We start from the raw sequence: 22,846 nt of genomic DNA, 5'->3' as shown, positions 1-22,846 counted from the left end.
CCTCTTACGCTTTCGCCTTATAAAGTAAATATAAGAAATACGGTACACCGACAATAGAAATAACGATTCCAACTGGTAGCTCTACAGGTGTGAAAACTGTTTTCGCAATAAAGTCTGAAGCAATTACAAGAAACATTCCTATTACGCCGCACGTAGGAATTATATACTTATGTTGAATACCGACAAGTCTTTTCGCTATATGCGGTGCCATTAGTCCAATAAAACCGATACTCCCTGAAACAGCAACACATGCGCTCACAAGTCCGATACTACTTAACAGTAAAATCGATTTCTCTCTTTCTACTGAAACACCTAAACTTGTAATACTCGTTTCTTCCAATTGAAATAAATCTAATAAATAAGCTTTCTTTTGTATAAGCGGAATTAAGATAATAAGCCATGGTAACATAGCCACAATATACTTCCAGTTTGCACTATATATACTTCCAGACACCCACACTGCAGCCATCTCGAAATCGGTTGACTTCATTTTGAGTGATAAATACATAGAGAATGCTCCAAACCCTGAACCGATTGCAATCCCTGTTAATAACAGTCGTTGCGAATCTAACTTACCGTTTTTCCAAGAAAACAAATAAATGATTAGCGCTGCACCTAATCCACCTATTAAACCAAACATAGGCATCATCATTATAGAAATCCAATCTGTGCTCTTTAGTTGCCCTTGAAAGAAAAACATAAAAATAACGATGGCTGTTCCTGCTCCGGCGTTTACGCCTAAAATACCTGGGTCTGCCAATCCATTTCTTGTAATCCCTTGAATAACGGCACCCGCAACACCAAGGCCTAATCCTACTAATCCAGCAATTACAATACGCGGAAGGCGAAACTCAAAAATAACTAAATCATGTTCTGGTACTGGATCAATTCTAAAAAGTGTTTTAAATACATCTGTAATCGTAATATCAAACGTACCATTCGTTAAACTAATGTAAATGGCACATAGTATTAAAAATACAATAATCCCCATCGTCATTCCAAAACGTTGACTTGAACTTTTAAGCATGTCTCTCTCCTCCTCTTGTACGAATTAAATAAAGGAAGAAAGGAATTCCAATTAAAGATGTTACGACTCCAATTGGCGTTTCAAATGGATAATTTACAAATCTACTTAAAACATCACATAACGCTAAGAAAACGCCACCAATAACGCCTGCACATGGCAAAATCCACTTATAATCTACCCCAATTATAAAGCGAGTAATGTGCGGAATAATTAAACCTACAAAACCAACTTTCCCCACTAAAGCAACTGCTGTTCCTGTTAAAAAGATAACTGATAAAATTGCCATCGCTTTAACTAGTTTTGTACGCTGCCCTAAATTAATAGAAACCTCTTCGCCTAATGAAAGAATGGTAATAGATTTTGATATTAACAGCGCTAAAATTATTCCAATTATCCCAAACGGTATCGTGATTTTAATGATATTAGGATCTACTTGATCTAATTTTGCATTAAACCAAAAACTAACATTTTGAGAAATTTGAAAATATGAAGCCATTGCAGCCGATACACTGCTTAAAAATGTTCCAATAACTGTCCCTATAATCGCTAACCTAACTGGTGATAAGCCATTTTGAAGGAGCGAACCAAAACCAAACACGATACCGGCTCCTAGTGCAGAACCAATCATTGAACATAAAACCATACCAATTGATGACATTCCCGGAAGAAAGATCATACAAAGTGTAATAACAAAGGCAGCGCCATCCGTCACACCCATAATAGAAGGGGATGCAAGATAGTTTCTTGTCATCCCCTGCATAAGTGCTCCTGATATGGCTAGAAATGCTCCGACTAAAAGAGCTGCAACTACCCTTGGTAAACGTGAAGTAATAATAATATTATGATTTACATCGCTTGAATCAAAATGAAATAATGCGTTCCACACTGTTTCAGCATCAATACTTTTCGCCCCATACAAAATCGAAAGTATAACTGTAAATAAGATGAGTATGGGTGCTATACATAATATGGTTACTGGTACTGCATTTGTTTTCTGCATATCATTCAACGCACCTTACTTATTGTATTATTTAGATAAATTTTTCACTGCTTCTTTTAAGAATGCTGTTTTACTCCAAGCAGTACCACCTTGTGCCATTGGATCTACAACATTTACAAATACTTTCTTTTCCTTCGCAGCATTCATACTTTGCCAAATTGGATTACTTTCAATTTCTTCTAACACTTTCGGGTTTTTATTTTCACTTGCCTCATATTGTAAGAAAATATAATCTGGGTTAAGTTCAGCAAGTTTTTCAAATGAAATTTTCTCTTGTGCTTTTACAGTTTTCAATTGTTCTGGAGCAGTTAGTCCAAGATCTTTATAAATTACAGGGTTGAAGTATACTCCATCTGGATATAAGAATAATTCGTTTGCTCTTAATCTAATGACAAGTACTTTTTTATCTTTTAACTTATCTCCTAGTTTTGCTTTTGCTTTTTCAGCGTCCGAATTGTAGTCTTTAATAATTTTTTCTGCTTTATCTTTTTTACCAGTTAATTCTCCCATTAACTTTAAGTTATCTTCCCAATTTGTTGAAACGTGTGATACCGGGAATGTAGGAGCTACTTTCGTAAACTTTTCAGCTGTTTCTGCTGGGAATTTCGTACTCGATGTAATAACATCTGGTTTTAATTGTAGTAATGTTTCGAAATTTGGTTGCATTTTCTCACCAACAGATTTCGCACCTTCTAACTCTTTTTCAAGGTATTTTGGTAATTTACCACCTACAGTAATGGCACCAACTGGTTTAATTCCAAGTACCGCCGCATCTTCCATTGACTCTAAACTAGCTGTCGCAATTTTATCTACTTTTGCTGGCACTGTATATTCTTTACCTAAATATGTAATTTTTCGTTTTTCATCTTTTTTCGTTTCCGTAGCTTTTGTCTGTTGTTTTTGCTCGCCTGAAGTTTTATCCGCACTATTACATGCCGCTAAACCTACACTTAAAACTGTAACCATCCCTAAAGTAAATAATTTCTTGTTCATCTTTATATGTCTCCTCTCGAATTTTCAAACTATATTCTCAATAAAATTTAACTATATGAACCTTGTCTCAAATATATATTTCATTAGATTAATAATTTTATCCAGAACTCATTCACGTTCACTTCCCCTAGACTATAATTCTTTTACACCTTCATCACTTGATAACCGTTTCTACTGATAATGATTATCGTTACTAAGTATATATTTAATATGAAATTATTTCAAGAATGATTTGAAAAATTTTAACAAACTGAATTAAAAAAAGAAGTATCCGCCTGATTTTAGGGAGATACTTCTTTTTTTAGAAATTTATATGTAATTCAACTGGACAATGGTCTGATCCCATTACTTCACTATTAATTTTCGCTTCTGTTATTTGGTCTTTCATTCTTTCCGAAACAACAAAATAATCTAAACGCCATCCGATATTTTTCGCTCTCGCGCCCATACGATACGACCACCACGAGTATGCACCTTCTTGATCAGAATAAAGGTAACGATACGTATCAATAAATCCTTCTTCTAAAATACATGTAAATTTCTCTCGTTCCTCATCGGAGAATCCAGGGTTTTTACGATTACTTTTTGGATTTTTCAAATCGATTTCTTTATGAGCAACATTTAGGTCTCCACAAAAAATAACTGGTTTTTTCTCATCTAATCGTTTGATATAGGATCTGAAATCATCTTCCCATTTCATTCTGTAATCTAATCGTTCTAATCCACGTTTTGAATTTGGTGTATATAACGTGATCATGTAAAAATCTTCGAATTCTAATGTAATAAGTCGCCCTTCTTGATCATGCTCTTCAATTTCTAAGCCGTATGTAACAGAAAGCGGTTCTTTTTTTGTAAAAATAGCCGTTCCCGAATACCCTTTTTTCACAGCGTAATTCCAGTATGTATAATATCCCTCTAGATTTAAATCAATTTGGCCACTTTGCAATTTAATCTCTTGCAGACAAAATATATCTGCATTAGATTCTTCGAGATATTCTAAAAATCCACCCTTTGCAATAACTGCACGTAAACCATTTACATTCCATGAAATTAACTTCACTTATAGTCCTCCTCTTGATGTTCACTTTCAAAGTTCATGCTATCACAAAATAGAAAAACAATCATATGTTCATCTTTGTAATCTTGCTCTTACATTTGTAAATACGTACATACGCACTTTATTCAGGTTATACTACTTTCAGAGGTGATGTTTTTGCACAATGAAGGGTTAACATTAACGAGTGAGTATTGGCATGCAATTATTCATAATGATTCTTCCTATGATAGCAAATTCTTTTATGCTGTGAAATCAACTGGAATCTTTTGCAGGCCATCATGCAAATCAAGAATACCGAATAGAAACAATGTACGAATTTTTCATCATGCAGAACAAGCATTAAGTGAAAACTTTCGCCCGTGCAAACGTTGTAAGCCAAACGGGATCACTTTACCTAATGAAGAGTGGGTAGAACAAATTAAAGACTATATCGAAAAGCATTATGACGAATCCTTAACTCTCGACATGCTTGCGGAAATGTGTCATGGTAGCCCTTTTCATTTACAGCGTACTTTCAAAAGAATAATAGGGCTAACTCCTATAGAATATATACAACAATTCAGGGTTCTTAAAGCAACCGAATACCTTTTACACACAAATCAATCTATTAAAGAAATTAGTACTGCTGTCGGGATAGAAAACCCAGAGTATTTCGCAACTTTATTTAAAAAAAAAACCGGATTTACTCCTACTGAATATCGAAAAAAGAACGAAATGAAAGAGGGATACGATAATGAATTCCTACAAAAATAATTATATATATTGGACGCTACTTACACATAAAAATTGGCGATTTCATATTGCTGCAACTGAAAATGGACTATGTTTCATTGGATCACAAGACGAAAACTTTGAAGAATTAAATATATGGGCTAGAAAAAAACTGCCCCAACATATATTGATCCATAGTCCAGATTACTTGCAAATATATACGAAAGAAATTATCGAATATTTAGAAAGCAAGCGAGAAACTTTTACATTCCCTATCGATGCTTATGGAACTAATTTTCAATCATCTGTTTGGAATGCGGTACGTGAAATTCCTTATGGAAAGACCTATTCTTATACAGAAATTGCTGAAAGAATTCAAAAACCTAAAGCTGTGCGCGCCGTTGCTTCTGCTATTGCTGCTAACCCTCTTCTTATTACCATTCCTTGTCACCGCGTTATTGGGAAGAATGGGAAACTAACCGGATTTAGGGGTGGATTAGAAATGAAGAAAAAATTGCTTACATTAGAAAAGTTGCAGGTGGAATTCATATGACAGCAGAATATAATAGCGCATTATCTATAGCAGTTCCAAAAGAATTTTGTTTCCAAGAAAATTTACGTTATCTATCACGTTCTAACAATGAATGTATGTTCCATATTGAAGATAACAAAATTTATAAAGTTATCCCTGTTCAAGATGTAAATCCTCTAGTTGAAATTAGTGTGAATACAGATGGCAATATTCAAATACTTTGTTTAGAAGAATCATTCACATCTGAAAAATCGATACGTGAAGCTGTAGCTAACTATATAAAAGAATGGTTTGATTTAACTACTGATTTAGCCCCCTTTTATACATTAGCTAAACATGATTTACTCCTTCAAGGACCAATTGAACAATATTATGGCCTTCGTACTTTAGGTATTCCAGACTTATTTGAGGCACTTTCCTGGGGAATTATCGGTCAACAAATTAACCTAACATATGCTTATACGCTAAAAAGAAGATTAGTTGAGCAATTTGGAAGTTATGTAGAATGGGACGGTAGAAAGCATTGGATATTCCCATCACCTGAAACAATTGCAAATCTACATGTAGAAGATCTCCAACAATTAAAAATGACGACTAGAAAATGTGAATATTTAATCGGTATTGCGAAGCTTATCACAGAGGGAAAACTATCAAAAGAGGATTTACTGCAAACACAAGATGTAAAGGTTGCTGAGAAACAATTAACCGCTATCCATGGTATAGGCCCATGGACTGCCAACTATGTTTTAATGCGTTGTTTAAGATTTCCTTCAGCTTTTCCAATTGATGATGTTGGTCTGCATAATGCAATTAAATTTATAACAGGTTCCGAAAATAAACCGACTAAAAATGAAATAAAAGATTTCGCGGCAAACTGGGCTAATTGGGAGTCTTATGCGACTTTTTATTTATGGCGAGTACTATATTAAAAGAACCAAGTAGCACATTCGTACTACTTGGTTCTTTTTTAAGCTTGCTCCTCAAAACGTCTTGCAATTTCTACAATAACTTGAACGGCTTTTTCCATATTATCTACCGAAACATACTCAAATTTACCGTGATAGTTTTCACCACCAGTGAAAATATTCGGCGTCGGTAATCCCATATATGATAATTGTGATCCATCTGTGCCTCCGCGAATCGGATGAATATTTGGTTCAATGTCTAAACTTTTCATTGCTTCATATGCAATATCAACAATTTCTCTTACCGGTTCAATTTTTTCAAGCATGTTATAGTATTGATCATTCATTTCTAAGACGACTGCATCTTCACCATACTTTTCTTGCATATTCTTCACAATATTTTTAACGTTATTTTTACGTGCCTCAAAATTTTCACGATCAAAGTCTCGAACAATATAATACGCTTTACTTTGCTCAACATCACCATTTAAAGAAAGTAAATGATAGAATCCTTCATAGCCTTCTGTATATTCTGGCGCCTCTTCTACTGGTAAATGCCCATTAAACTCCATAGCCAGTTTAGTTGCATTGCGCATTTTATTTTTCGCTGTTCCAGGATGTGTATTCGTTCCGTTAAACGTTAACTTAGCACCTGCAGCATTAAAACTTTCATACTCTAAACCACCTAATGGACCTCCATCCATCGTATAAGCGAATGATGCACCAAACGCTTCTACATCAAAATGCGCTGGCCCACGACCAATTTCTTCATCCGGTGTAAATGCTACTCTTATTTTCCCGTGCTTAATTTGCGGATTATGTATTAAATGGTTCATTGCAACCATAATTTCTGTAAGACCAGCTTTATCATCTGCTCCTAGAAGTGTTGTACCATCAGTTGTAATAATGGTATGCCCTTTATATGATGGTAATTCCAGGAACTGCTCTGGTGTTAACACAACATTTAGCTCTTCATTTAACGTAATTGCATTACCATCAAAATTTTCATGAATTTGTGGCTTGACGTTTTTCCCTGTAAAGTCTGTTGCCGTATCTAAATGAGCTAAAAATCCGATTACAGGAACATCCTTGTCCGTATTAGCTGGAAGTGTTGCCATTACATAGCCATTATCATCCATCATTACTTCTGTTAACCCAATTTCTTTTAGCTCTTCCACTAATAACTTACCAAACTCAATTTGTCCTGGTGTTGTTGGTACTGTATGGCTTTCTTCATTTGATTGCGTATCAATTTTTACATATCTCGTAAATCTTTCAATAAGTTCTTGTTTCAAGTTCATTCACTCCCTTTTACGTTTCTCTCTCCATTATAATCCTTAAAACGAAATATTTTAACTTTTTTGACTGTGAAGATACATATTTCATTTACATTGTTAACATTTTTAAACGAATGATAAAAAGACATAATATTTGTACATTAAAACCGTAACAGGTAACATACATAATTATAAAATATGGGAGGTTTTAAAGATGAGGCTAACTCTCTTTCGCTATTTTCTTTTTTTCTTAGGATTAATTTTCTTTGGCCTTGGAAATGCTCTTGCGGTCAAAGTTAAATTTCTAGGCTTGCACCCTTGGGAAGTTTTAAATATGGCTCTCTACCAAAAGTTTGGATGGACCATTGGTACGTGGAGTGTCATATGTGGGTTATGTCTCGTTCTAATATCTTTACTAGTAGATCGAAAATATATAAATGTCGGTACATTTTTGAATGCACTACTTATCGGTCCCATTATGGACTTTTTCTTACAATCAAACATGCTTCCAGACGCTAGTAATTATTTATGGATAAACTTACTCATTTTATTTTCTGGTATTGCCATTACAGGTATCGGGGGAGGGATGTACGTTGCAGCTGGGATTGGCGCTGGCCCTCGTGATGGATTCATGCTTACTATTTCCGACAAAACAGGACTTTCTATTAGCCGTGCTAGAATCATAGTAGAATGTATTGTACTAGTTGTTGGATTTATGCTAGGCGGTCCTGTTTTCATCGTAACTTTTCTGTACACCTTTATTCAAAGTCCAATCTTTCAGCAATCATTTAAGATGTTTCAAACACTTTTACATAACAAAAAGAAAATTAGTGAACATATTTAAAGTACTGCTTAATGCAAATAAATTCACCCTATTTACGACTCCCGCCGCAAATAGGGTGTTTCTGTTTTTATCTCGCAATTTAAGAATATATAATACTACTCATTCACAATAAAAGTATATACATCATCATAAATACAACCATTTACTTTAATCACATACTTCCCAGGTTTATTAAAACTAATTGTGTATTTATTTAACTGAATTGCTTCTTTATCTCCAGAAAGAATATCAATACTTCTGCCACTTAATACATACAATTCATTTAGATCCATCGTTACATCAATTGTATTGAAATTTTCCACTTTCACTTGCTGTGCTTCCGCAACGCTTACACTTGGTTCTAAAAACAGTAGTCCACTTAATCCAATCGTCCCCGCTAAAGCAACTCCCGCAAACTTTTTAATCTGTTTCATTACAATGACCTCCTTATAGATTTTGCGTAAAGGTGATGTCCCCCTTACACCACAAAGCCTATATGTAATGAAATGAAAAGTAAACGGGGACTGTAAGACAAAATTCTACATCTTTTTCTCCTATTGAATATAAATCCAACGTTTGGAGTTTTGACACATTTAAAATTGTTTCCCTAAACCAATTCCCCCATAATTTATTCAAATACTGAATAATTACTTATTGATTTAACATTCTAAAAATAGTTGATAAAGATGCTTTCTATTCAAAAAAAGACTTTGCTATAAAAGTAACTTTTACAACAAAATCCATGCAACTAATTTTATTCCGCTTTCCATAATCTCTCTACATTCATTAATTGTTCTTCTTTAAACTCCATCTTATATATATCCGGTTTTGACGTATTCATTAAAAATTCAAAACCATATTGTTTATCAAAATAGTTCATCATTAATGTCATGACAAGCCCATGTGTACCAATTACAATTTTGCGTCCTTGAAAATCTATTAAGATTTCTTTTAATACTTTCACTACTCTTCTCTGGCAATCTGCATATGACTCTCCTTCCGTTCGTGAAAAGTCCGGATTAGAGAACATCTTCTGTACAAGTGGATACACCTCTTTGTCTGATATAACCTGACCCTCACTTGAAAACATACACTCTTTAAGATTTTCATATACTACTATTTCTTTTTCATGGAAATTAGCTGACTCCTCTATCGTTAACATAGCCCGATTATAGGGACTGGAAATAAAAGTATCAATTTTCTCCGCTTTTAATATGTCAGTTACTCTACGGGCATCCATACGTCCCTTCTCAGTTAACCCGCGCATTCTTTCATTTCCTTCTAGTTTTGGTGATTCACCATGTCTAACCATATAAATATATGTGCTCATAATTTCTCCTTAAAATTGTTTATTAGTTAATACATCACGTTCATTTATCCCATTTCAACACTTAAGTGTAATACTAAAATACTTTATAAAATGTGCTGATTTGTTCGTCTAATCCATTCTCCTACTAAACTCTCAAATAATTCAGGCTGCTCAATTTGCAAATTATGCCCTGCCATATCTAACACTGCTAATGTTGCCCTGGGATATTCTTCAATAATTTCTATAATATTTTGATAACCTACTGATATATCTTGTCTTCCAGTCAGTAAAAGAACGGGCTTTTCATATTTTTCACGCTGAAAATCCATAGTAAGAGAGTAATTCTTTTGCAACCTTTCAATAAATTCATAATTAGCAACATCTAACCCAGGCTTAATTTCTTCTTTAAATCGCGTATATGTATATTCATTTGCTATTACAGCTAACTCACAAAATTTCTCTCTTTCCGTGGAAGTAAGCGTATTTAAAAATTCCTCATCTTGTACAATTACCTGTTTATCTGGAAGAATCCTTTTTTCTGGCTCCGCTACAACAACAGGACATACTAATAGTAATCCGCTAACTCTCTCAAACATCTTTGTAAGTATACCTTTGGCTAAATAGCCTCCATATGATTCTCCTACCAATAAAAATTTTTCAGTAGAAATGATTTCCTCAATAAATGTGATAAGCACTTCTACTATACGATCTGAACTATTTATCCAATTTGGAGCGTTCGATTTCCCCATACCAGGTAAATCAATATATATTCGCTTACAACCTTCATATTTCTGAAATACTGATTCCATACATTTCATCATTAACCTATGATCAGGGGCGCAGCCATGTATGATAATGACCGGTTTACCCTCTCCCACAATTTCATAGTATATTTCTGCATCTTTAATTCGATATATCATAAAAAAACCTCCCTATTTAGTGGCAATACTATCCACTCTGTAAGAATACACGTTCTTATTCTATATCCTTCCCCTATATTTTCACAAATGTTAATTTTCAGATTTAAAATAAAAATCTCGCCTAAAAAATCCTCATCATTTTATATGCAATTTTGCATCTCCACTTACAAATCACTAAAAAAACTTTACAATTCAAAGGATGACTAAATATACAATTTCTATTTAAAATCTTGATACAGTCTATACTATCAACCACAATGTTTTTTTAACTTTAAGAATACTTACACTATTTAACACTTTCCTTATAAACATGATTTTTATAAGGAAATCTGATACAATTCTTAAATAATATTATTATGTATAGATATAACGAACATAGTACATAATTAAAGAAGGTGATTTCATTGAAATTAAATAAAAATTTACAATTATGTATATTAATTGGAACATTAATATGCTATTCAATCTATTTTATGTTTTTCTATCTGTTCCCTACTCATTTTTCAAATTCAGATGTACGCTTCGCTTCACTTATCGTTGAAGCCATTACATTTGTATCACTGATTTACTCTATATATTCTAAAAAAGTCAGTTCAAATCCGTTTTGGATATGTATTACAATAGCAATTGGTAGTTTTTTATTAGGGAAAATAGTATATACATATCAGGATAGCTTCTTCGAAATTCCAATACATCGTTTTACTGTTTCTGATGTATTTTACATGTTTTTTCTATTTTTCTGTCTTATCGCTTTCTGCTATAAAATTTTAAAGGAATGCAATAAATGGGAAAAAGCGTTCTTTATTTGTGATATATGCATAGTGCTTACTTCCATATTTACATTAGAATGGTATTTATTTAACCAACCAAGTTTAAATATATTCTCTCTTTCACTAGGAGATGTTTTCCTTTCATTTTTATACCCAATTGCAGATTTATTATTTCTGCTGCTAGGTGTTAGTCTCTTTTTCCGTCCAACAATTTTTAAATCCAAACGGAAAATTTATATCTTTATTTTTGTATTAATAAGTTCTGCAACTTTTAACTATATTTATTTTTACTTAAATAACCACTTATCAACTGAAACGATAACATTATTACGTCTTTTATATAGAATACCTATATTACTTATTGCAATAGCTGGCTCTATTCCAGAAGATCATAATAGCCATAAAAATTATTTCATTGTAAACCCTATAATAGGAAAAAAAGCTTTAGTTGTATTTCCCTATCTTGCTGTTGCAATACTAATCGGGTTTACATTAAAAGAACAAACATCATCTTCAACTCTCATTACAGGAAATTGTATTACTTTTATTTTCGTACTCATTCGTCATTCTATCGTACGTATGCAAAACAATTCCTTAACAAAACGTTTGCAGGCATTTAATGCCCAACTAGAAGAAAAAGTTACTTTACGGACGTCTGATTTAGTTCATAAATCAGAGGCTCTTTCTCAAAAACAACAAAAGTTTAAATCATTATATGAATATCATCCTGACCCTATTTTCACCATTGATTTAAATGGAATATTCTTAAATGTAAATAAGGCTGGGAGTGTACTACTTGGTGCACCAACGGATGAGTTACTAGGTGAAACTTGTTTTTCGATTATTTTAGATGAAGATAAGCATAAGCTAGCATTGGCATTAGAGAAAGTGAAACAACAAGAATCGGCATCCTTACAACTTAGTTCTCAATATAAAGATGGCTTTACTTATTTTTTATACGTTACAATCATTCCTATTATAATAGACGGACAAATTTCAGGAAGCTATATTATGGTGAAAGATATTACTGCACTAAAAAAACAGCAAGAAGAAATTAAATATTTAGCATTCCATGACACAGTAACGAAAATTGGGAACCGTGCCTTTTTTCATAAAAAATTAAAGAGAGTTATAAAAAATGCTAAAATAGCAGGAAGCGAGTTTGCATTATTATATTTAGATTTAGATCGCTTTAAAGCAATTAACGATACACTTGGACATTCGTCAGGAGATTACATATTAGAAGAAGTAGCAAAGCGATTCCAATCATGTCTTCCATCACATACTCATCTTTCAAGAATCGGTGGCGATGAATTTACAATCATAATTGAAAACTATACTGACGAAGATTACTTATTCCAATTATGTAACCAATTATTTGAATGCATGAAAAAATCATTTATCATACATGAGCATAAATTAACTTTATCACTGAGTATCGGCATCGCTATTTATCCACATTCCGGAATCGATACCGCTACACTCCTGAAAAACGCCAATGTTGCAATGTATGATGCAAAAGCAAAAGAGCTTAACTCTCTCTCTATTTATGACGATGTAATCGCTAAAAAAATTGAAAGACGATTACGATTAGAAAAAGATTTACCAAACGCACTACAAAATGAAGAATTGTTCCTTTTGTATCAACCTCAAGTTGATAGTGAATCTAATAAAATCATCGGTGCAGAAGCTTTAATTAGGTGGAATCATCCTGAATTAGGTATTATTTCTCCATACGAGTTTATTCCGATTGCAGAAGAAACACTACAAATTATTTCAATAGGAAAATGGACATTAGAGCAGGCTTGTAAGCAAATGAAACGTTGGCACGGACTCGGATATTCACATTTAAAAATAGGTGTAAATTTATCTGCTAAAGAATTTGAACAAGAGGATTTTGTAAGGTCTATTTCTTCTACTTTAACAAATACAGGTTTACCAGCAAGCTCTCTTGATCTTGAATTAACAGAGCGAATTGCAATGATGGATGAACGAGAAACATTGATAAAACTGCGTACACTAAAAAGTCTAGGGATTCACATTTCAATCGACGACTTTGGTACAGGTTATTCTTCGCTAGCCTACTTACCTTTATATCCAATTGATACATTAAAAATTCCGAGAGAATTTATTACAATGTCTGAAACATGTGATGATGGAATGGAAATTATTAAAACAATCATCACATTAGCAAATACACTAGGAATGTCTGTCATTGCTGAAGGTGTAGAAACAAAAGAGCACGTAAATTTCCTTCAAAAAAATAAATGTCAGTTTATTCAAGGTTATTATTACAGTAAGCCTATTCATATTGATGCATTTACTGAGCTATTAGAAAACGGCATTCACCCATATTACATAGCTAATTGGAATAACTAACAATAAATTTGAACAAATATAGTAAAAAGGAAAGAAGATACCTTCTTTCCTTTTGTTTTTCCATTTACATTTCTATTACTTCACCACATCATTTATTATATCTACTAATTGATGAATCCCCTCATCATTTGTTTTTTTATATTCATTCATGTTTTGAATATATTTCTCCTGATTTGTATACAACTTATTTACTGCATGTATAAATGTATTCGTATTTACTCTGTCTTGGAGTATTACTTCCGCATATCCTTGCCGTGAAAAATATTCAGCATTTAAACCTTGATCTCCCCTACTGGAACTGTTAGTTAACGGGATAAGCAACATCGGTTTCTTCAAAAATAACAATTCAGAAATAGCAGTAGAACCCGCTCTGGAAACTACAACACTTGCCATATTTAGTATATGCGGCAACTCGTCTCCTATATATTCAAATTGCATATACCCCTCCATGCCAATAGATGGGTCTACCTTCCCTTTACCACATATATGAATAATATTAAAGTTTAATAGTATTGTATCTAAACATTTCCTTACCATATCATTTATCCATTTAGCACCTTGACTCCCACCCATAATTAATAACACTGGTTTATCTTGTTGAAATTCACAATATCTTCTTCCTCTTAATACGTTACCCTTCTCAATTTCTTCCCTTACAATCGGTCCTACATAAACCTTCTTCTCATTACTTACATTTTCTCCTGTCTGAGGAAATGTTGTGCATAGCTTTGTAGCAAAAGGTAATGCTATTTTATTGGCAAGTCCTAATGTGCTATCTGGTTCACGTATAATTATAGGCACACGATTTAACCATGCTCCTATAGCTACAGGAACTGAAACAAATCCTCCTGCTGAAAAGATAACGTCAGGCTTTGTTTTCTTAATTAATTTATAACTTTGTAAACAACCGCTTATAATTTTAAAAGGATCTTTAAAATTCTCCCAATCCCAATATCTCCTAAGCTTGCCCGTTGAAACACTATTGTATTTAACATTTTTCACTAATGATTTTTCAATTCCATTTTTGGATCCAATATACTCGACTCTCCATCCTTGCTCTATAAATTTAGGAATTAATACAATATTAATCATAACGTGTCCGGCTGTACCGCCCCCAGTAAAAAGAATCGTTTTGCTCATAACTTATACCCACCTTTATTATTAAAAATCTAGCTTTATATTTACCTTTTAAATGTAAATAAACTTATTATTTTTTATATAAATCTTTAACTCCACCTCTATATCTTGTAAAAGATCTTTAATGAGTTCATAAAAATCATTTCCATACTCACTACACTCATATTGAGCAAAGATTTGAATCACATACCTAGTTTCGGTCTCTAATGCTGACTTTATTCGATTAACCCTTTTTTCTTCTACATACGCTTGATATTTATGTATTGCCTCATAAAGACGCAATACATGCGCTTCTTCATCTTTCCAGTCCAGCGTATCAACAATTGAAAGAAATAGCGTATTTTGATTATCTATTACTTCATAACCATTCATATATTTCTTACACCCTTTTTTGTTTTTCATTGCATGCAGATGTCACTACACTTCGCATACTCAAGTACATCTTTTAATGATTGATGAAATTCAATTTCTGGGATCCAACCTAACCTTTTTATTTCCTCTATTACTAAACTCTCATTTGAGTCGCTCCCACTTTTCTCTGTTTCCTCTATAAAAAAATTTAGCTGTGTTAATTCTTTATATTGTTCTAGTACATCTAATAAAGATCGTTTTACTCCTGATCCGATGTTATATTGTTTTCCATTTATTCCATCTCGTAATAACACATGATATGCTTTAACCGCATCACGTACATCTAGAAAATCTCTACTATCTTTCAAACTGTTTACTTCAATAATAGCTTTACTTCTACCTGATTCTATATCTATCATTTTCTTTGCGAGAATCGAACAAATGCCATTCGATACCCCTGGACCAATTAAATTTGAAGGCTTTGCAATGATAATATTTGAATCCATTAATTCTCCCCAAGCCTCTGCAATAATGACTTGCATCGTTTTACTTAAACTATATGGATTTGAAATTTTCATTTCGTCCATACTATCTGCTTGCAAAGCAGATCCTATAACTAATGTTCTACAATGCGATGCTTCTTGCTTAATTGCTTCTAATAAATATAACGTTCCTATTACGTTAATCTCTATATATTCAAGAGCAGATGTCCAAGATTCTATGACCGAATTCCTTCCTGCTAAATGCAATACGTAGTCTGGCTTTATTTGTTTCATTACCTTTATTACTTCGCTCTTATTAGTTAAATTACAAGTAATACCATTTCTAATTTTTTCTCTATGTGCACGATTTTGAAACATAGGAATTACATGAAAGCCCTGCTCTAAAAAATATTGGCAAGCATGGCGTCCTGTAAAACCATTTGCACCAGTTATTAAAAGGCTCGCATTTTTTTTCATCGCAAAAATCCTCCTTTTAATAGCATTTGTTTCACCTCATGTTTTGCAAGTAAGTCTTGTTGAGAACTAAAACTCTTCACATCCACTAGCGGATAGCTAGAATAATATTCTTGAAGTCCTTCTATAGGAATGGTCGGTAGTACCACAAAATAATTTTGATCAAAACTTATACTTGTTTTACTCTCTACCTCAGATAAAAGCATTTCACTTAATTTTTCACCTGGTCTTATCCCTACCTCTTTTACCTTAACGTTCCTTTTTTCCGAATCTTCAATTAACACTTCTGCTAAATCTGTTATTTTACATGCCGGCATTTTCATAACAAAGATTTCCCCGCCTCTACCTTGATATACGGCTTTAAATAACAATCCAACAGCATCTTCAACTGTTAAGAAAAATCTAGTCATATTCGCATCGGTAATCCCTACTTGTGAAGATTTTTTAATTTGTTGTTTAAAAAGCGGTACTACACTTCCACTCGTCCCTAAAACATTTCCACCACGAACACAAATGAATTTTGTTTTCTTCGTTTGTATATTCGCATGAACCATTAATTTTTCACCAATTGCTTTTGTCATCCCATACGTATTTGATGGATCAGCTGCTTTATCCGTTGAAACATATATAACTTTTTCAACTCGCATCTGTATAGAGGCTTCAATTACATTTTGCGTACCATGTATGTTGGTTTTTATAGCTTCATAAGGATAATACTCACATACTGGAACGTGTTTTAAAGCTGCAAGATGAAATATATAATGTACACCTTGGCAAGCATAGACTAGTTGATCTTTATCACGAATATCTCCAATAATAAATTTTAACCTTTCATCATTTATAAACTGTTGCTGCATTTCAAACTGAACCGTTTCATTTCTTGAAAAAATTCTAATTTCTTTCGGTGATTTTTCTAATAGTTGTTTTATAAGTTCATGCCCCCACGAACCTGTACCACCAGTAATTAAAATTATTTTATTTAACATTCCTTTTCCTCCTACGAAACATCTCAATTTAAATAGTATTTATTGAATTATTTTCAATTGATTCAAATCATAATCGTCGTTTGTTACATTTAATTGACAAAATAAAAAAACAGAAACTATTAAACAACGTTTCTGTTTTTCATTTCACCTCACAACAGTAAGATTTTTTATACTGTTTGCATGATAAATAAATTCCTTGTAAAAAAACACCGCTCATTTATTTCTTATACTCGTAATAAAATAAAGTGAAACTTTAATCAGTGGGGATATTGTTCATCCCCCACTAATTATCAGCCCTCACCAATCGGGCTTTTACGGGCAGTTGATCCCCCACCGAACATCTTTGCTTCCGCTGAATTTTGAGGTGGGGATCTTACTACCCGGCAAATAGCGGGATAAATAGAATGATTCATAGCCAATAATCATGTTTAAATTTATGAAAAAGGGAGGTAACGGAATGGACCAAAGCAATTCAAATCATACATATAACGGACCTTCCAAAGCACTGCCCCTCTCCCTATTCGATGTAAAAAATGAATTGAAACAAAAAAGCAAGCTTATTCCTTCTGATACCTTGTATAAATTAACGAAAGAAGAGCAACTCATCATCAACAAAATAAAAATACAAACAGAACAGCTAAATAAAAATAATGTTACAAGAACACGCGCATACTACCAATTTTACATTCAATATCCAGAAATACATTGGGCACTGCTTGGACATATGGTATCACGTAACGGCGGTTGGAATATGACTGATTTAAAGGGCGATTTATATACGAGAATCTTATCAGAGAAAGATCAATTCATATTTTTTTCTTTTTTAGAAAGAGGGAATTGGCTTATTTTCCAAGATGTATACCCTCAATTTTTACTTTACGAACAAAGTGTAAAGAAATCACAAAAGTTATTTCACCTTCTCCCTCACCTAAATGTTTCTACATTTATGGAAACGATGTGGAACGATTTTTGGAAAACAGGCAACAAAAAAACATTAGCCATTGCAACTATTATTAATGAACAAAACTACTTAGAAAAAAGAGTGATTCAAAATGTACAATTTAAAAAGACCGTACTCAATAGTATTGGATTTAAACTCTTTGATTTCTTTCAGTTTAATCATATCATTTTCCCATTCTACGAAAATGATAAGAAACAAAAAGTGTTACTATTTGGTGATACAATGAAACATTTCACTTCCTTACATGAACGAATATTAATTGGAAAAAGATTATATTCATTATTATTTCGAGATACACATGTTTTATCTCAAATAATAAGCTGGGCCCAACACCATCCACACACGGGATCAAGGAAAGATTACTGGCCCCATTTATTTTCAAGTGTAAATGAATCTTTTTCCCGTGAGTTTTATAAGCGCCGAATAAAAAAATGCCAGTTACGAAATGACGCTTATCGCATATACAGCCCTGCACTCATCTATGCATGGCGAGATATGAAGCATGAGGAAGTTGACAGTGAAGATTGGTTTACCGATTGGCAAGTTGTACATTATTTAGTTGATAAGGAGGAAAATATAAATGGACAAATTACAGAAGACTACTGCAAAACACTCGAAAAAATTGAACTCGCAATTCTCGCAAAGAAAAATGTCCTCCTCCGAGAAGAAGAATGAGTTTCTAGCATTAGTAGTTACAATCTTTCTCTCTGCTATTATTGGAACTTGTTTAGATGCTTTTTTTGTTCATAAACAAATATATTCCTTTCCAGCTAGACCCTTCTCATCCACATTTTCGGTTAATATAGCTTTTACATTATTCGTACTGCCGATTTTAACAGTTATCTTTATACACATTTCAAAAAAATTATCTAAAGTTTCTAGAATTCTATTTATTATTTCAATTGGTATTTGTGCTAGCCTTTTTGAACAGATTGCTGAAAGTTTAGGTTTATTTATACACAGTACGAATTGGAACCATACATATTCTTTATTTGGTTATATGATTTTCCATTCTTTTATTTGGAACATATATAATTGGATAAAAAAATAAAGAGACCATTATAGGTCCCTTCTTAAGCATACTCTTCCATTATTGCTAATGGTGCCAGTGTTTGTAGGCTTTTAGAGCGTAAACGATAGGCAACGACTTTCTTCTTATATTGCTTAATGACATCAATATGTTCCTCATAGCTATATAGAGAAAACCTAATCTCTTTATTCCCTTTCTTCGTATCAATGACTATTGGTGTCCCTTCTCCGTGCGGCGGGAAATAATGTTTATCTAAAAACAAAGCTTCATTAAATTCATGAATAACTTGTAGTTTCATTTCTCCCTCTATATTTTTTCCATCTATTGATATAGAAGTATTTTCCGCCTCAAGTTTTTGATGCAACTCAAATTTACTAATAATTGATTCTACAACAGAAGTGGGCATACTAGAAACTAATACTTTAATAGCTCCAAAAACAAATAATGTAACTATAAACCATGTTGTCATTGTTATCATCTCCATTACATTTAAAAAATAAATTTCGTTCCATACGGTATTAGTATACTAATGAGTATTCCAGTTACAATCATCGTTACCGAACCGATAGTCGCTTCTTTCTCGCCTTCCTTCACTAAACGACTCACACCGATAATATGTGATGCACAGCCCATTCCAACTCCTTTTCCAATCGTACTTGTTATACTGAAAAACTTAAGTACTGTCGGTCCGACAATAGCACCTGTTATCCCTGCAACAACTACAAAACTAGAAGTCATAGATGGAATACCACCAATTTGATCCGCTAATGAAAGGGCAATAGGCATCGTTGCTAACTGTGGTAAAGTAGTTAATATAAGTTCCTTATCTATATTTAAAATTCCGCCAATCACTACATTCATGCTCGTTACAGCCACTATACCTATCACTACTCCGATAAGTATCGATAAAAAATTTTTCATCAGTATCTTTCGCTCTTTAAATAGAGGTATGGCTAATGCTACAATTGCAGGGCTCAATAAGCTTGAAAGAATGTCTCCACCATTTTCCCTATACTCATGATGAGAAATACCAAAAATCAAAAATAAACAAATCATAATTGCCGTAACTGTTAACACCGGTAACGTAAATGCAAACGTAAATTTTTTATATAGATTTGTCGCCAAGAAATAAATTGCTACAGTAATAATAATTAAGACCATTTGAATCGTGCACCTTGTCGATTTTATTTTTTTGATGTTACTAATAATTGACTTATATAACCTGAAACAATTAAAGTTACTATAGTACTTGCAACTACTAAAAGGAATATAATACTCCCCTTACTTAAAAGAAAAGATCCGTATTCCATGAGCCCTGTTGTCGAAGGGATTAAAAATAACGGTAAAAATACGATTAACTTTTCCGCACCTAACTCAAACCACTTTAACGGTAGAACGCGAGTGAAAAGAAACAGGAACAGTATTAACATCCCTATTAAACTTCCCGGTATTGATAGATGGAATATTTCCTGAATCCACATACCCACTAAGCTAAATACATATAGCACACCTACTTGAAGTAAAAGCGTCACGTACTTCATTTATTTCCCTCATTTCACTATCACACATCCATATTATGAAATCTCATTTAGCGTGTAAGCAAACCGTTTAATTCCAAGTTGAATTTGTTCTATATTCGCTCTACCAAACGTAAATCGTATATATTCATTTTTCGAACCTAAAACACTGCCCGGAACAAATGCGACACCATTCCGTATAGATTCACCTAATAAGTGATATTCATCAAACTTTCCTTTCACTTTACACCATACATGTATTCCACCCTCTGGCACGAAACATTCAACTCGGTCTCCCAATGTTCCTTCAAGCTCTGTAATTAATTCATCTCTTCTTTGCTTTAATTGTCCACGAAGTATCGTAATATGTGTATGAAAATCCTTTGATTCTAAAAATTGATTTGCTACCCACTGCGTAAATACACTATGGCCAAAATCAACTTGTTGCTTTGCATCTGCTAAACGCTCAATTACTCGTATAGGACCAATTATCCATCCAATACGTAATCCTGATGCAACAATTTTTGATAATGAACTTATATAAAGAACATTTCCATTTTGATCCATTGATTTTAATGTCGGATTCACTTCTCCATTAAAAGAAATTAAACTATACGGATCATCTTCTACAATTGGTATACCGAACTCAGAAGACAGTTCTAAAATCTTTTTACGTCTCGCTAATGAAAGTACAGTACCCGTTGGATTCTGATAATCTGGATTCAAAAATACCATCCGAATGCGATGCTTTTTGTGCAAATCGATTAAGTCATCTGGATTCATTCCATGCTCATCAACAGGTAAATGAAATATGTTTAAACCGGCCGATTTAAACATTGGAAGCGAAAAACAATACGAAGGATCTTCAATCGCGATCGCATCGCCAGGTTTTAATAAACATTGAACGATAAGATTAAGCGCCTGTTGTGCTCCAGACGTAATAAGAATAGAGCTTGAATCTGCTTCAATTTGTTTATATTGCTGAACATGTGCTGAAATTGTTTTTCTCAACATCTCATTTCCAAGTGGATGGTCATAACCGAGGTTTTCCATAAATGTTTTCTCCGACAAAATTGTTCGAAATCTATCACTTGGAATTAATTCTGGTGACAGTTCACCACTTGCTAAATTAATTAAATCATCTTTTTGTGTTTCCGTTCGAATTTGTTGAACGAGTGGTACGTTAGGTAAGAATGATCCGTCCTCCACGTACCTACCCCAGTTCGGTATTCGTTTATGTGAGACACCCCATATGTCTGTATTGACCCGTGTTCCGCTTCCCTTTTGCCGTTCTACTACTCCAAGTGATTTTAATTCTTCATACGCAGCTACTATTGTACTCCGGTTCACCTGTAACCCCTTTGCCAATATACGCTCAGAAGGTAACTTACTATCAGAAGGAAATTCACCTGAAGAAATGCCTCTTTCAATATAATCAGCAATTTGTTTATATACAGGTGTCTTATCTGCACGATTTGGTTTCCATTCCATCTAGTTCCCTCCTTTCAAAACGAACTATCCTCATTTTTTACTAACAGTATTCACCGTAAAAATAGTATTAATTAGTCACATTTTCTTATCCGTAAATGGATATATCCAAAATAGTTCTCTTTCTGATTACTCGATAGCTTCTGAAATTCCAACTTCATACTCTCATTTCAGTTCTTTCACAAACTATCAAATCATTACCACATACCATGTTACCCCAACCAGTAGAACAAAAAGAAGAAGAATATAGATTGCAGATAAGTTTTTCACATTTCTTTTTGTAGACTTGCCGTAATTCTCCTCCACGTTTCTTGCAACTAGTACAGTCCCAAATAGCGATACAATTACAATAATAACGACTAGTGAAATTGCAAAACTCATTGTCTTTTCACCTCTCTAAGACCCATCTATTTTAATTAAAGAACTTACATAAAAACCTTCCTCTTTAAAACGCTGATAACATACTACCTTTCTTCTCTTATCATAATAGATGTTTGTAAAAAGCGGACCAACCACTTTCGCGTTTTTTTGCTCATCCACTTTAAAAATAAAAAGCAACTGATCACTTAGGACCAGTTGCTTTTTCGCAAGGTTAATTATATCCATTTTCCACTTGAAATTAACCCGATTTAAAAGTTTGATTTTTTCATAATGAAAAGTATCGTTCACACCATTTACAAAAAAAGAACCTATGAAGGTCCTTTTTCAAATTATACA

Annotated in this window: 24 protein-coding genes; 7 read left to right on the top strand and 17 right to left on the bottom strand. The window is 33.3% G+C overall.

Translation table 11 applies throughout. From position 1 onward, the window contains the following. Window positions 1–4: 4 nt before the first annotated feature. The 4 genes from ASE54_RS08030 to ASE54_RS08015 form a co-directional block, all read right to left on the bottom strand. Complete coding sequence (locus tag ASE54_RS08030) at window positions 5–1,027, bottom strand: iron ABC transporter permease (RefSeq protein WP_000920455.1); 1,023 nt, start codon at window positions 1,025–1,027, stop codon at window positions 5–7. Further along, the gene (locus ASE54_RS08025; RefSeq protein WP_001173054.1) at window positions 1,020–2,027 is read right to left on the bottom strand and encodes an iron ABC transporter permease; all 1,008 of its coding nucleotides are present in this window, start codon (window positions 2,025–2,027) and stop codon (window positions 1,020–1,022) included. The genes ASE54_RS08030 and ASE54_RS08025 overlap by 8 nt, the downstream gene beginning before the upstream one ends. Before the next feature lie 27 nt (window positions 2,028–2,054). Continuing rightward, complete coding sequence (locus ASE54_RS08020) at window positions 2,055–3,020, bottom strand: iron-hydroxamate ABC transporter substrate-binding protein (RefSeq protein ID WP_001035504.1); 966 nt, start codon at window positions 3,018–3,020, stop codon at window positions 2,055–2,057. A gap of 301 nt (window positions 3,021–3,321) precedes the next feature. Beyond that, window positions 3,322–4,080, bottom strand: a complete 759-nt coding sequence (locus ASE54_RS08015) for an exodeoxyribonuclease III (protein WP_000767606.1) — start codon at window positions 4,078–4,080, stop codon at window positions 3,322–3,324. Between the two features lie 153 nt (window positions 4,081–4,233). Here ASE54_RS08015 and ASE54_RS08010 point away from each other — a divergent pair, with 153 nt between their 5' ends. The 3 genes from ASE54_RS08010 to ASE54_RS08000 are packed head-to-tail and all read left to right on the top strand — an operon-like array spanning window position 4,234 to window position 6,249. Next, on the top strand, window positions 4,234–4,830 hold the full coding sequence (locus ASE54_RS08010; protein WP_000551298.1) for a bifunctional transcriptional activator/DNA repair enzyme AdaA: 597 nt from the start codon (window positions 4,234–4,236) through the stop codon (window positions 4,828–4,830). Next, entirely contained in the window at window positions 4,811–5,341 is a 531-nt protein-coding gene (locus ASE54_RS08005) for a methylated-DNA--[protein]-cysteine S-methyltransferase (protein WP_001089834.1), read from the top strand. The genes ASE54_RS08010 and ASE54_RS08005 overlap by 20 nt, the downstream gene beginning before the upstream one ends. Then, the gene (locus tag ASE54_RS08000; RefSeq protein ID WP_000123501.1) at window positions 5,338–6,249 is read left to right on the top strand and encodes a DNA-3-methyladenine glycosylase; all 912 of its coding nucleotides are present in this window, start codon (window positions 5,338–5,340) and stop codon (window positions 6,247–6,249) included. Before ASE54_RS08005 ends, ASE54_RS08000 begins: the two co-directional genes overlap by 4 nt. A gap of 38 nt (window positions 6,250–6,287) precedes the next feature. Here ASE54_RS08000 and pepT read toward each other — a convergent pair whose 3' ends face one another. Then, window positions 6,288–7,520 carry a peptidase T gene (gene pepT, locus ASE54_RS07995; protein ID WP_000807002.1) on the bottom strand — a complete coding sequence of 411 codons (1,233 nt, stop codon included), beginning with the start codon at window positions 7,518–7,520 and terminating at the stop codon, window positions 6,288–6,290. A 196-nt stretch (window positions 7,521–7,716) separates the two neighbouring features. On the opposite strand from pepT, the gene ASE54_RS07990 reads away from it, so the two are divergent. Further along, entirely contained in the window at window positions 7,717–8,346 is a 630-nt protein-coding gene (locus ASE54_RS07990; RefSeq protein WP_001241257.1) for a YitT family protein, read from the top strand. A gap of 95 nt (window positions 8,347–8,441) precedes the next feature. Here the strand turns inward: ASE54_RS07990 and ASE54_RS07985 are convergent, their stop codons facing one another. The 3 genes from ASE54_RS07985 to ASE54_RS07975 form a co-directional block, all read right to left on the bottom strand. Then, a complete protein-coding gene (locus ASE54_RS07985; protein WP_000809494.1) occupies window positions 8,442–8,759 on the bottom strand; it encodes a hypothetical protein in 318 nt (105 codons plus the stop codon). Window positions 8,760–9,079: 320 nt separating this feature from the next. After that, window positions 9,080–9,655, bottom strand: a complete 576-nt coding sequence (locus ASE54_RS07980) for a histidine phosphatase family protein (protein ID WP_000109172.1) — start codon at window positions 9,653–9,655, stop codon at window positions 9,080–9,082. Window positions 9,656–9,738: 83 nt separating this feature from the next. After that, window positions 9,739–10,554 (bottom strand): alpha/beta hydrolase, encoded by an 816-nt coding sequence (locus tag ASE54_RS07975; RefSeq protein WP_000640325.1) that lies wholly within the window; start codon window positions 10,552–10,554, stop codon window positions 9,739–9,741. A 404-nt stretch (window positions 10,555–10,958) separates the two neighbouring features. Here ASE54_RS07975 and ASE54_RS07970 point away from each other — a divergent pair, with 404 nt between their 5' ends. Further along, complete coding sequence (locus ASE54_RS07970) at window positions 10,959–13,703, top strand: bifunctional diguanylate cyclase/phosphodiesterase (RefSeq protein WP_000773542.1); 2,745 nt, start codon at window positions 10,959–10,961, stop codon at window positions 13,701–13,703. Window positions 13,704–13,778: 75 nt separating this feature from the next. Here ASE54_RS07970 and ASE54_RS07965 read toward each other — a convergent pair whose 3' ends face one another. From ASE54_RS07965 to ASE54_RS07950, 4 genes are read right to left on the bottom strand one after another with little or no spacing between them, the layout of a single operon-like run. Then, entirely contained in the window at window positions 13,779–14,843 is a 1,065-nt protein-coding gene (locus ASE54_RS07965) for an undecaprenyldiphospho-muramoylpentapeptide beta-N-acetylglucosaminyltransferase (protein WP_000047567.1), read from the bottom strand. A 48-nt stretch (window positions 14,844–14,891) separates the two neighbouring features. Then, on the bottom strand, window positions 14,892–15,242 hold the full coding sequence (locus ASE54_RS07960; protein ID WP_002082318.1) for a DUF6572 domain-containing protein: 351 nt from the start codon (window positions 15,240–15,242) through the stop codon (window positions 14,892–14,894). Further along, window positions 15,239–16,150, bottom strand: coding sequence for an NAD-dependent epimerase/dehydratase family protein (locus tag ASE54_RS07955; RefSeq protein WP_000739089.1), 912 nt, complete (start codon window positions 16,148–16,150; stop codon window positions 15,239–15,241). The genes ASE54_RS07960 and ASE54_RS07955 overlap by 4 nt, the downstream gene beginning before the upstream one ends. After that, on the bottom strand, window positions 16,147–17,133 hold the full coding sequence (locus tag ASE54_RS07950; protein ID WP_000932593.1) for a UDP-N-acetylglucosamine 4,6-dehydratase family protein: 987 nt from the start codon (window positions 17,131–17,133) through the stop codon (window positions 16,147–16,149). Before ASE54_RS07950 ends, ASE54_RS07955 begins: the two co-directional genes overlap by 4 nt. A gap of 457 nt (window positions 17,134–17,590) precedes the next feature. Here ASE54_RS07950 and ASE54_RS07945 point away from each other — a divergent pair, with 457 nt between their 5' ends. Next, window positions 17,591–18,769 (top strand): DUF2515 domain-containing protein, encoded by a 1,179-nt coding sequence (locus tag ASE54_RS07945; protein ID WP_000372810.1) that lies wholly within the window; start codon window positions 17,591–17,593, stop codon window positions 18,767–18,769. Continuing rightward, on the top strand, window positions 18,744–19,145 hold the full coding sequence (locus ASE54_RS36720) for a CBO0543 family protein (protein WP_042595508.1): 402 nt from the start codon (window positions 18,744–18,746) through the stop codon (window positions 19,143–19,145). The genes ASE54_RS07945 and ASE54_RS36720 overlap by 26 nt, the downstream gene beginning before the upstream one ends. A gap of 22 nt (window positions 19,146–19,167) precedes the next feature. Here ASE54_RS36720 and ASE54_RS07940 read toward each other — a convergent pair whose 3' ends face one another. The 5 genes from ASE54_RS07940 to ASE54_RS07920 form a co-directional block, all read right to left on the bottom strand. Next, window positions 19,168–19,593 carry a YfmQ family protein gene (locus tag ASE54_RS07940; protein WP_000214632.1) on the bottom strand — a complete coding sequence of 142 codons (426 nt, stop codon included), beginning with the start codon at window positions 19,591–19,593 and terminating at the stop codon, window positions 19,168–19,170. A gap of 20 nt (window positions 19,594–19,613) precedes the next feature. Continuing rightward, window positions 19,614–20,285 carry an LrgB family protein gene (locus ASE54_RS07935; RefSeq protein WP_000242949.1) on the bottom strand — a complete coding sequence of 224 codons (672 nt, stop codon included), beginning with the start codon at window positions 20,283–20,285 and terminating at the stop codon, window positions 19,614–19,616. A gap of 23 nt (window positions 20,286–20,308) precedes the next feature. Beyond that, window positions 20,309–20,665: a CidA/LrgA family holin-like protein gene (locus ASE54_RS07930; protein WP_000878483.1), complete on the bottom strand. Its 357-nt coding sequence runs from the start codon at window positions 20,663–20,665 to the stop codon at window positions 20,309–20,311. 33 nt (window positions 20,666–20,698) lie between these two features. Further along, window positions 20,699–22,132: a PLP-dependent aminotransferase family protein gene (locus ASE54_RS07925; protein ID WP_000454959.1), complete on the bottom strand. Its 1,434-nt coding sequence runs from the start codon at window positions 22,130–22,132 to the stop codon at window positions 20,699–20,701. Window positions 22,133–22,318: 186 nt separating this feature from the next. Continuing rightward, window positions 22,319–22,510 carry a hypothetical protein gene (locus ASE54_RS07920; protein WP_000006462.1) on the bottom strand — a complete coding sequence of 64 codons (192 nt, stop codon included), beginning with the start codon at window positions 22,508–22,510 and terminating at the stop codon, window positions 22,319–22,321. Between the last annotated feature and the right edge of the window lie 336 nt (window positions 22,511–22,846).

Source organism: Bacillus sp. Root131 (assembly GCF_001429475.1).
GTDB lineage: Bacteria > Bacillota > Bacilli > Bacillales > Bacillaceae_G > Bacillus_A > Bacillus_A thuringiensis_S.
The sequence above is the reverse complement of the archived record's forward strand: the minus strand, read 5'-3'. Positions and strand labels throughout refer to the sequence as shown.

Coding starts and splice junctions, on each gene's coding strand:
- ASE54_RS08030 (WP_000920455.1), bottom strand. CDS start 1,027: ATGCTTAAAAGTTCAAGTCAACGTTTTGGAATGACGATGGGGATTATT.
- ASE54_RS08025 (WP_001173054.1), bottom strand. CDS start 2,027: ATGCAGAAAACAAATGCAGTACCAGTAACCATATTATGTATAGCACCC.
- ASE54_RS08020 (WP_001035504.1), bottom strand. CDS start 3,020: ATGAACAAGAAATTATTTACTTTAGGGATGGTTACAGTTTTAAGTGTA.
- ASE54_RS08005 (WP_001089834.1), top strand. CDS start 4,811: ATGAATTCCTACAAAAATAATTATATATATTGGACGCTACTTACACAT.
- ASE54_RS08000 (WP_000123501.1), top strand. CDS start 5,338: ATGACAGCAGAATATAATAGCGCATTATCTATAGCAGTTCCAAAAGAA.
- ASE54_RS07990 (WP_001241257.1), top strand. CDS start 7,717: ATGAGGCTAACTCTCTTTCGCTATTTTCTTTTTTTCTTAGGATTAATT.
- ASE54_RS07985 (WP_000809494.1), bottom strand. CDS start 8,759: ATGAAACAGATTAAAAAGTTTGCGGGAGTTGCTTTAGCGGGGACGATT.
- ASE54_RS07980 (WP_000109172.1), bottom strand. CDS start 9,655: ATGAGCACATATATTTATATGGTTAGACATGGTGAATCACCAAAACTA.
- ASE54_RS07975 (WP_000640325.1), bottom strand. CDS start 10,554: ATGATATATCGAATTAAAGATGCAGAAATATACTATGAAATTGTGGGA.
- ASE54_RS07965 (WP_000047567.1), bottom strand. CDS start 14,843: ATGAGCAAAACGATTCTTTTTACTGGGGGCGGTACAGCCGGACACGTT.
- ASE54_RS07960 (WP_002082318.1), bottom strand. CDS start 15,242: ATGAAAAACAAAAAAGGGTGTAAGAAATATATGAATGGTTATGAAGTA.
- ASE54_RS07955 (WP_000739089.1), bottom strand. CDS start 16,150: ATGAAAAAAAATGCGAGCCTTTTAATAACTGGTGCAAATGGTTTTACA.
- ASE54_RS07950 (WP_000932593.1), bottom strand. CDS start 17,133: ATGTTAAATAAAATAATTTTAATTACTGGTGGTACAGGTTCGTGGGGG.
- ASE54_RS07945 (WP_000372810.1), top strand. CDS start 17,591: ATGGACCAAAGCAATTCAAATCATACATATAACGGACCTTCCAAAGCA.
- ASE54_RS36720 (WP_042595508.1), top strand. CDS start 18,744: ATGTCCTCCTCCGAGAAGAAGAATGAGTTTCTAGCATTAGTAGTTACA.
- ASE54_RS07940 (WP_000214632.1), bottom strand. CDS start 19,593: ATGACAACATGGTTTATAGTTACATTATTTGTTTTTGGAGCTATTAAA.
- ASE54_RS07935 (WP_000242949.1), bottom strand. CDS start 20,285: ATGGTCTTAATTATTATTACTGTAGCAATTTATTTCTTGGCGACAAAT.
- ASE54_RS07930 (WP_000878483.1), bottom strand. CDS start 20,665: ATGAAGTACGTGACGCTTTTACTTCAAGTAGGTGTGCTATATGTATTT.
- ASE54_RS07925 (WP_000454959.1), bottom strand. CDS start 22,132: ATGGAATGGAAACCAAATCGTGCAGATAAGACACCTGTATATAAACAA.
- ASE54_RS07920 (WP_000006462.1), bottom strand. CDS start 22,510: ATGAGTTTTGCAATTTCACTAGTCGTTATTATTGTAATTGTATCGCTA.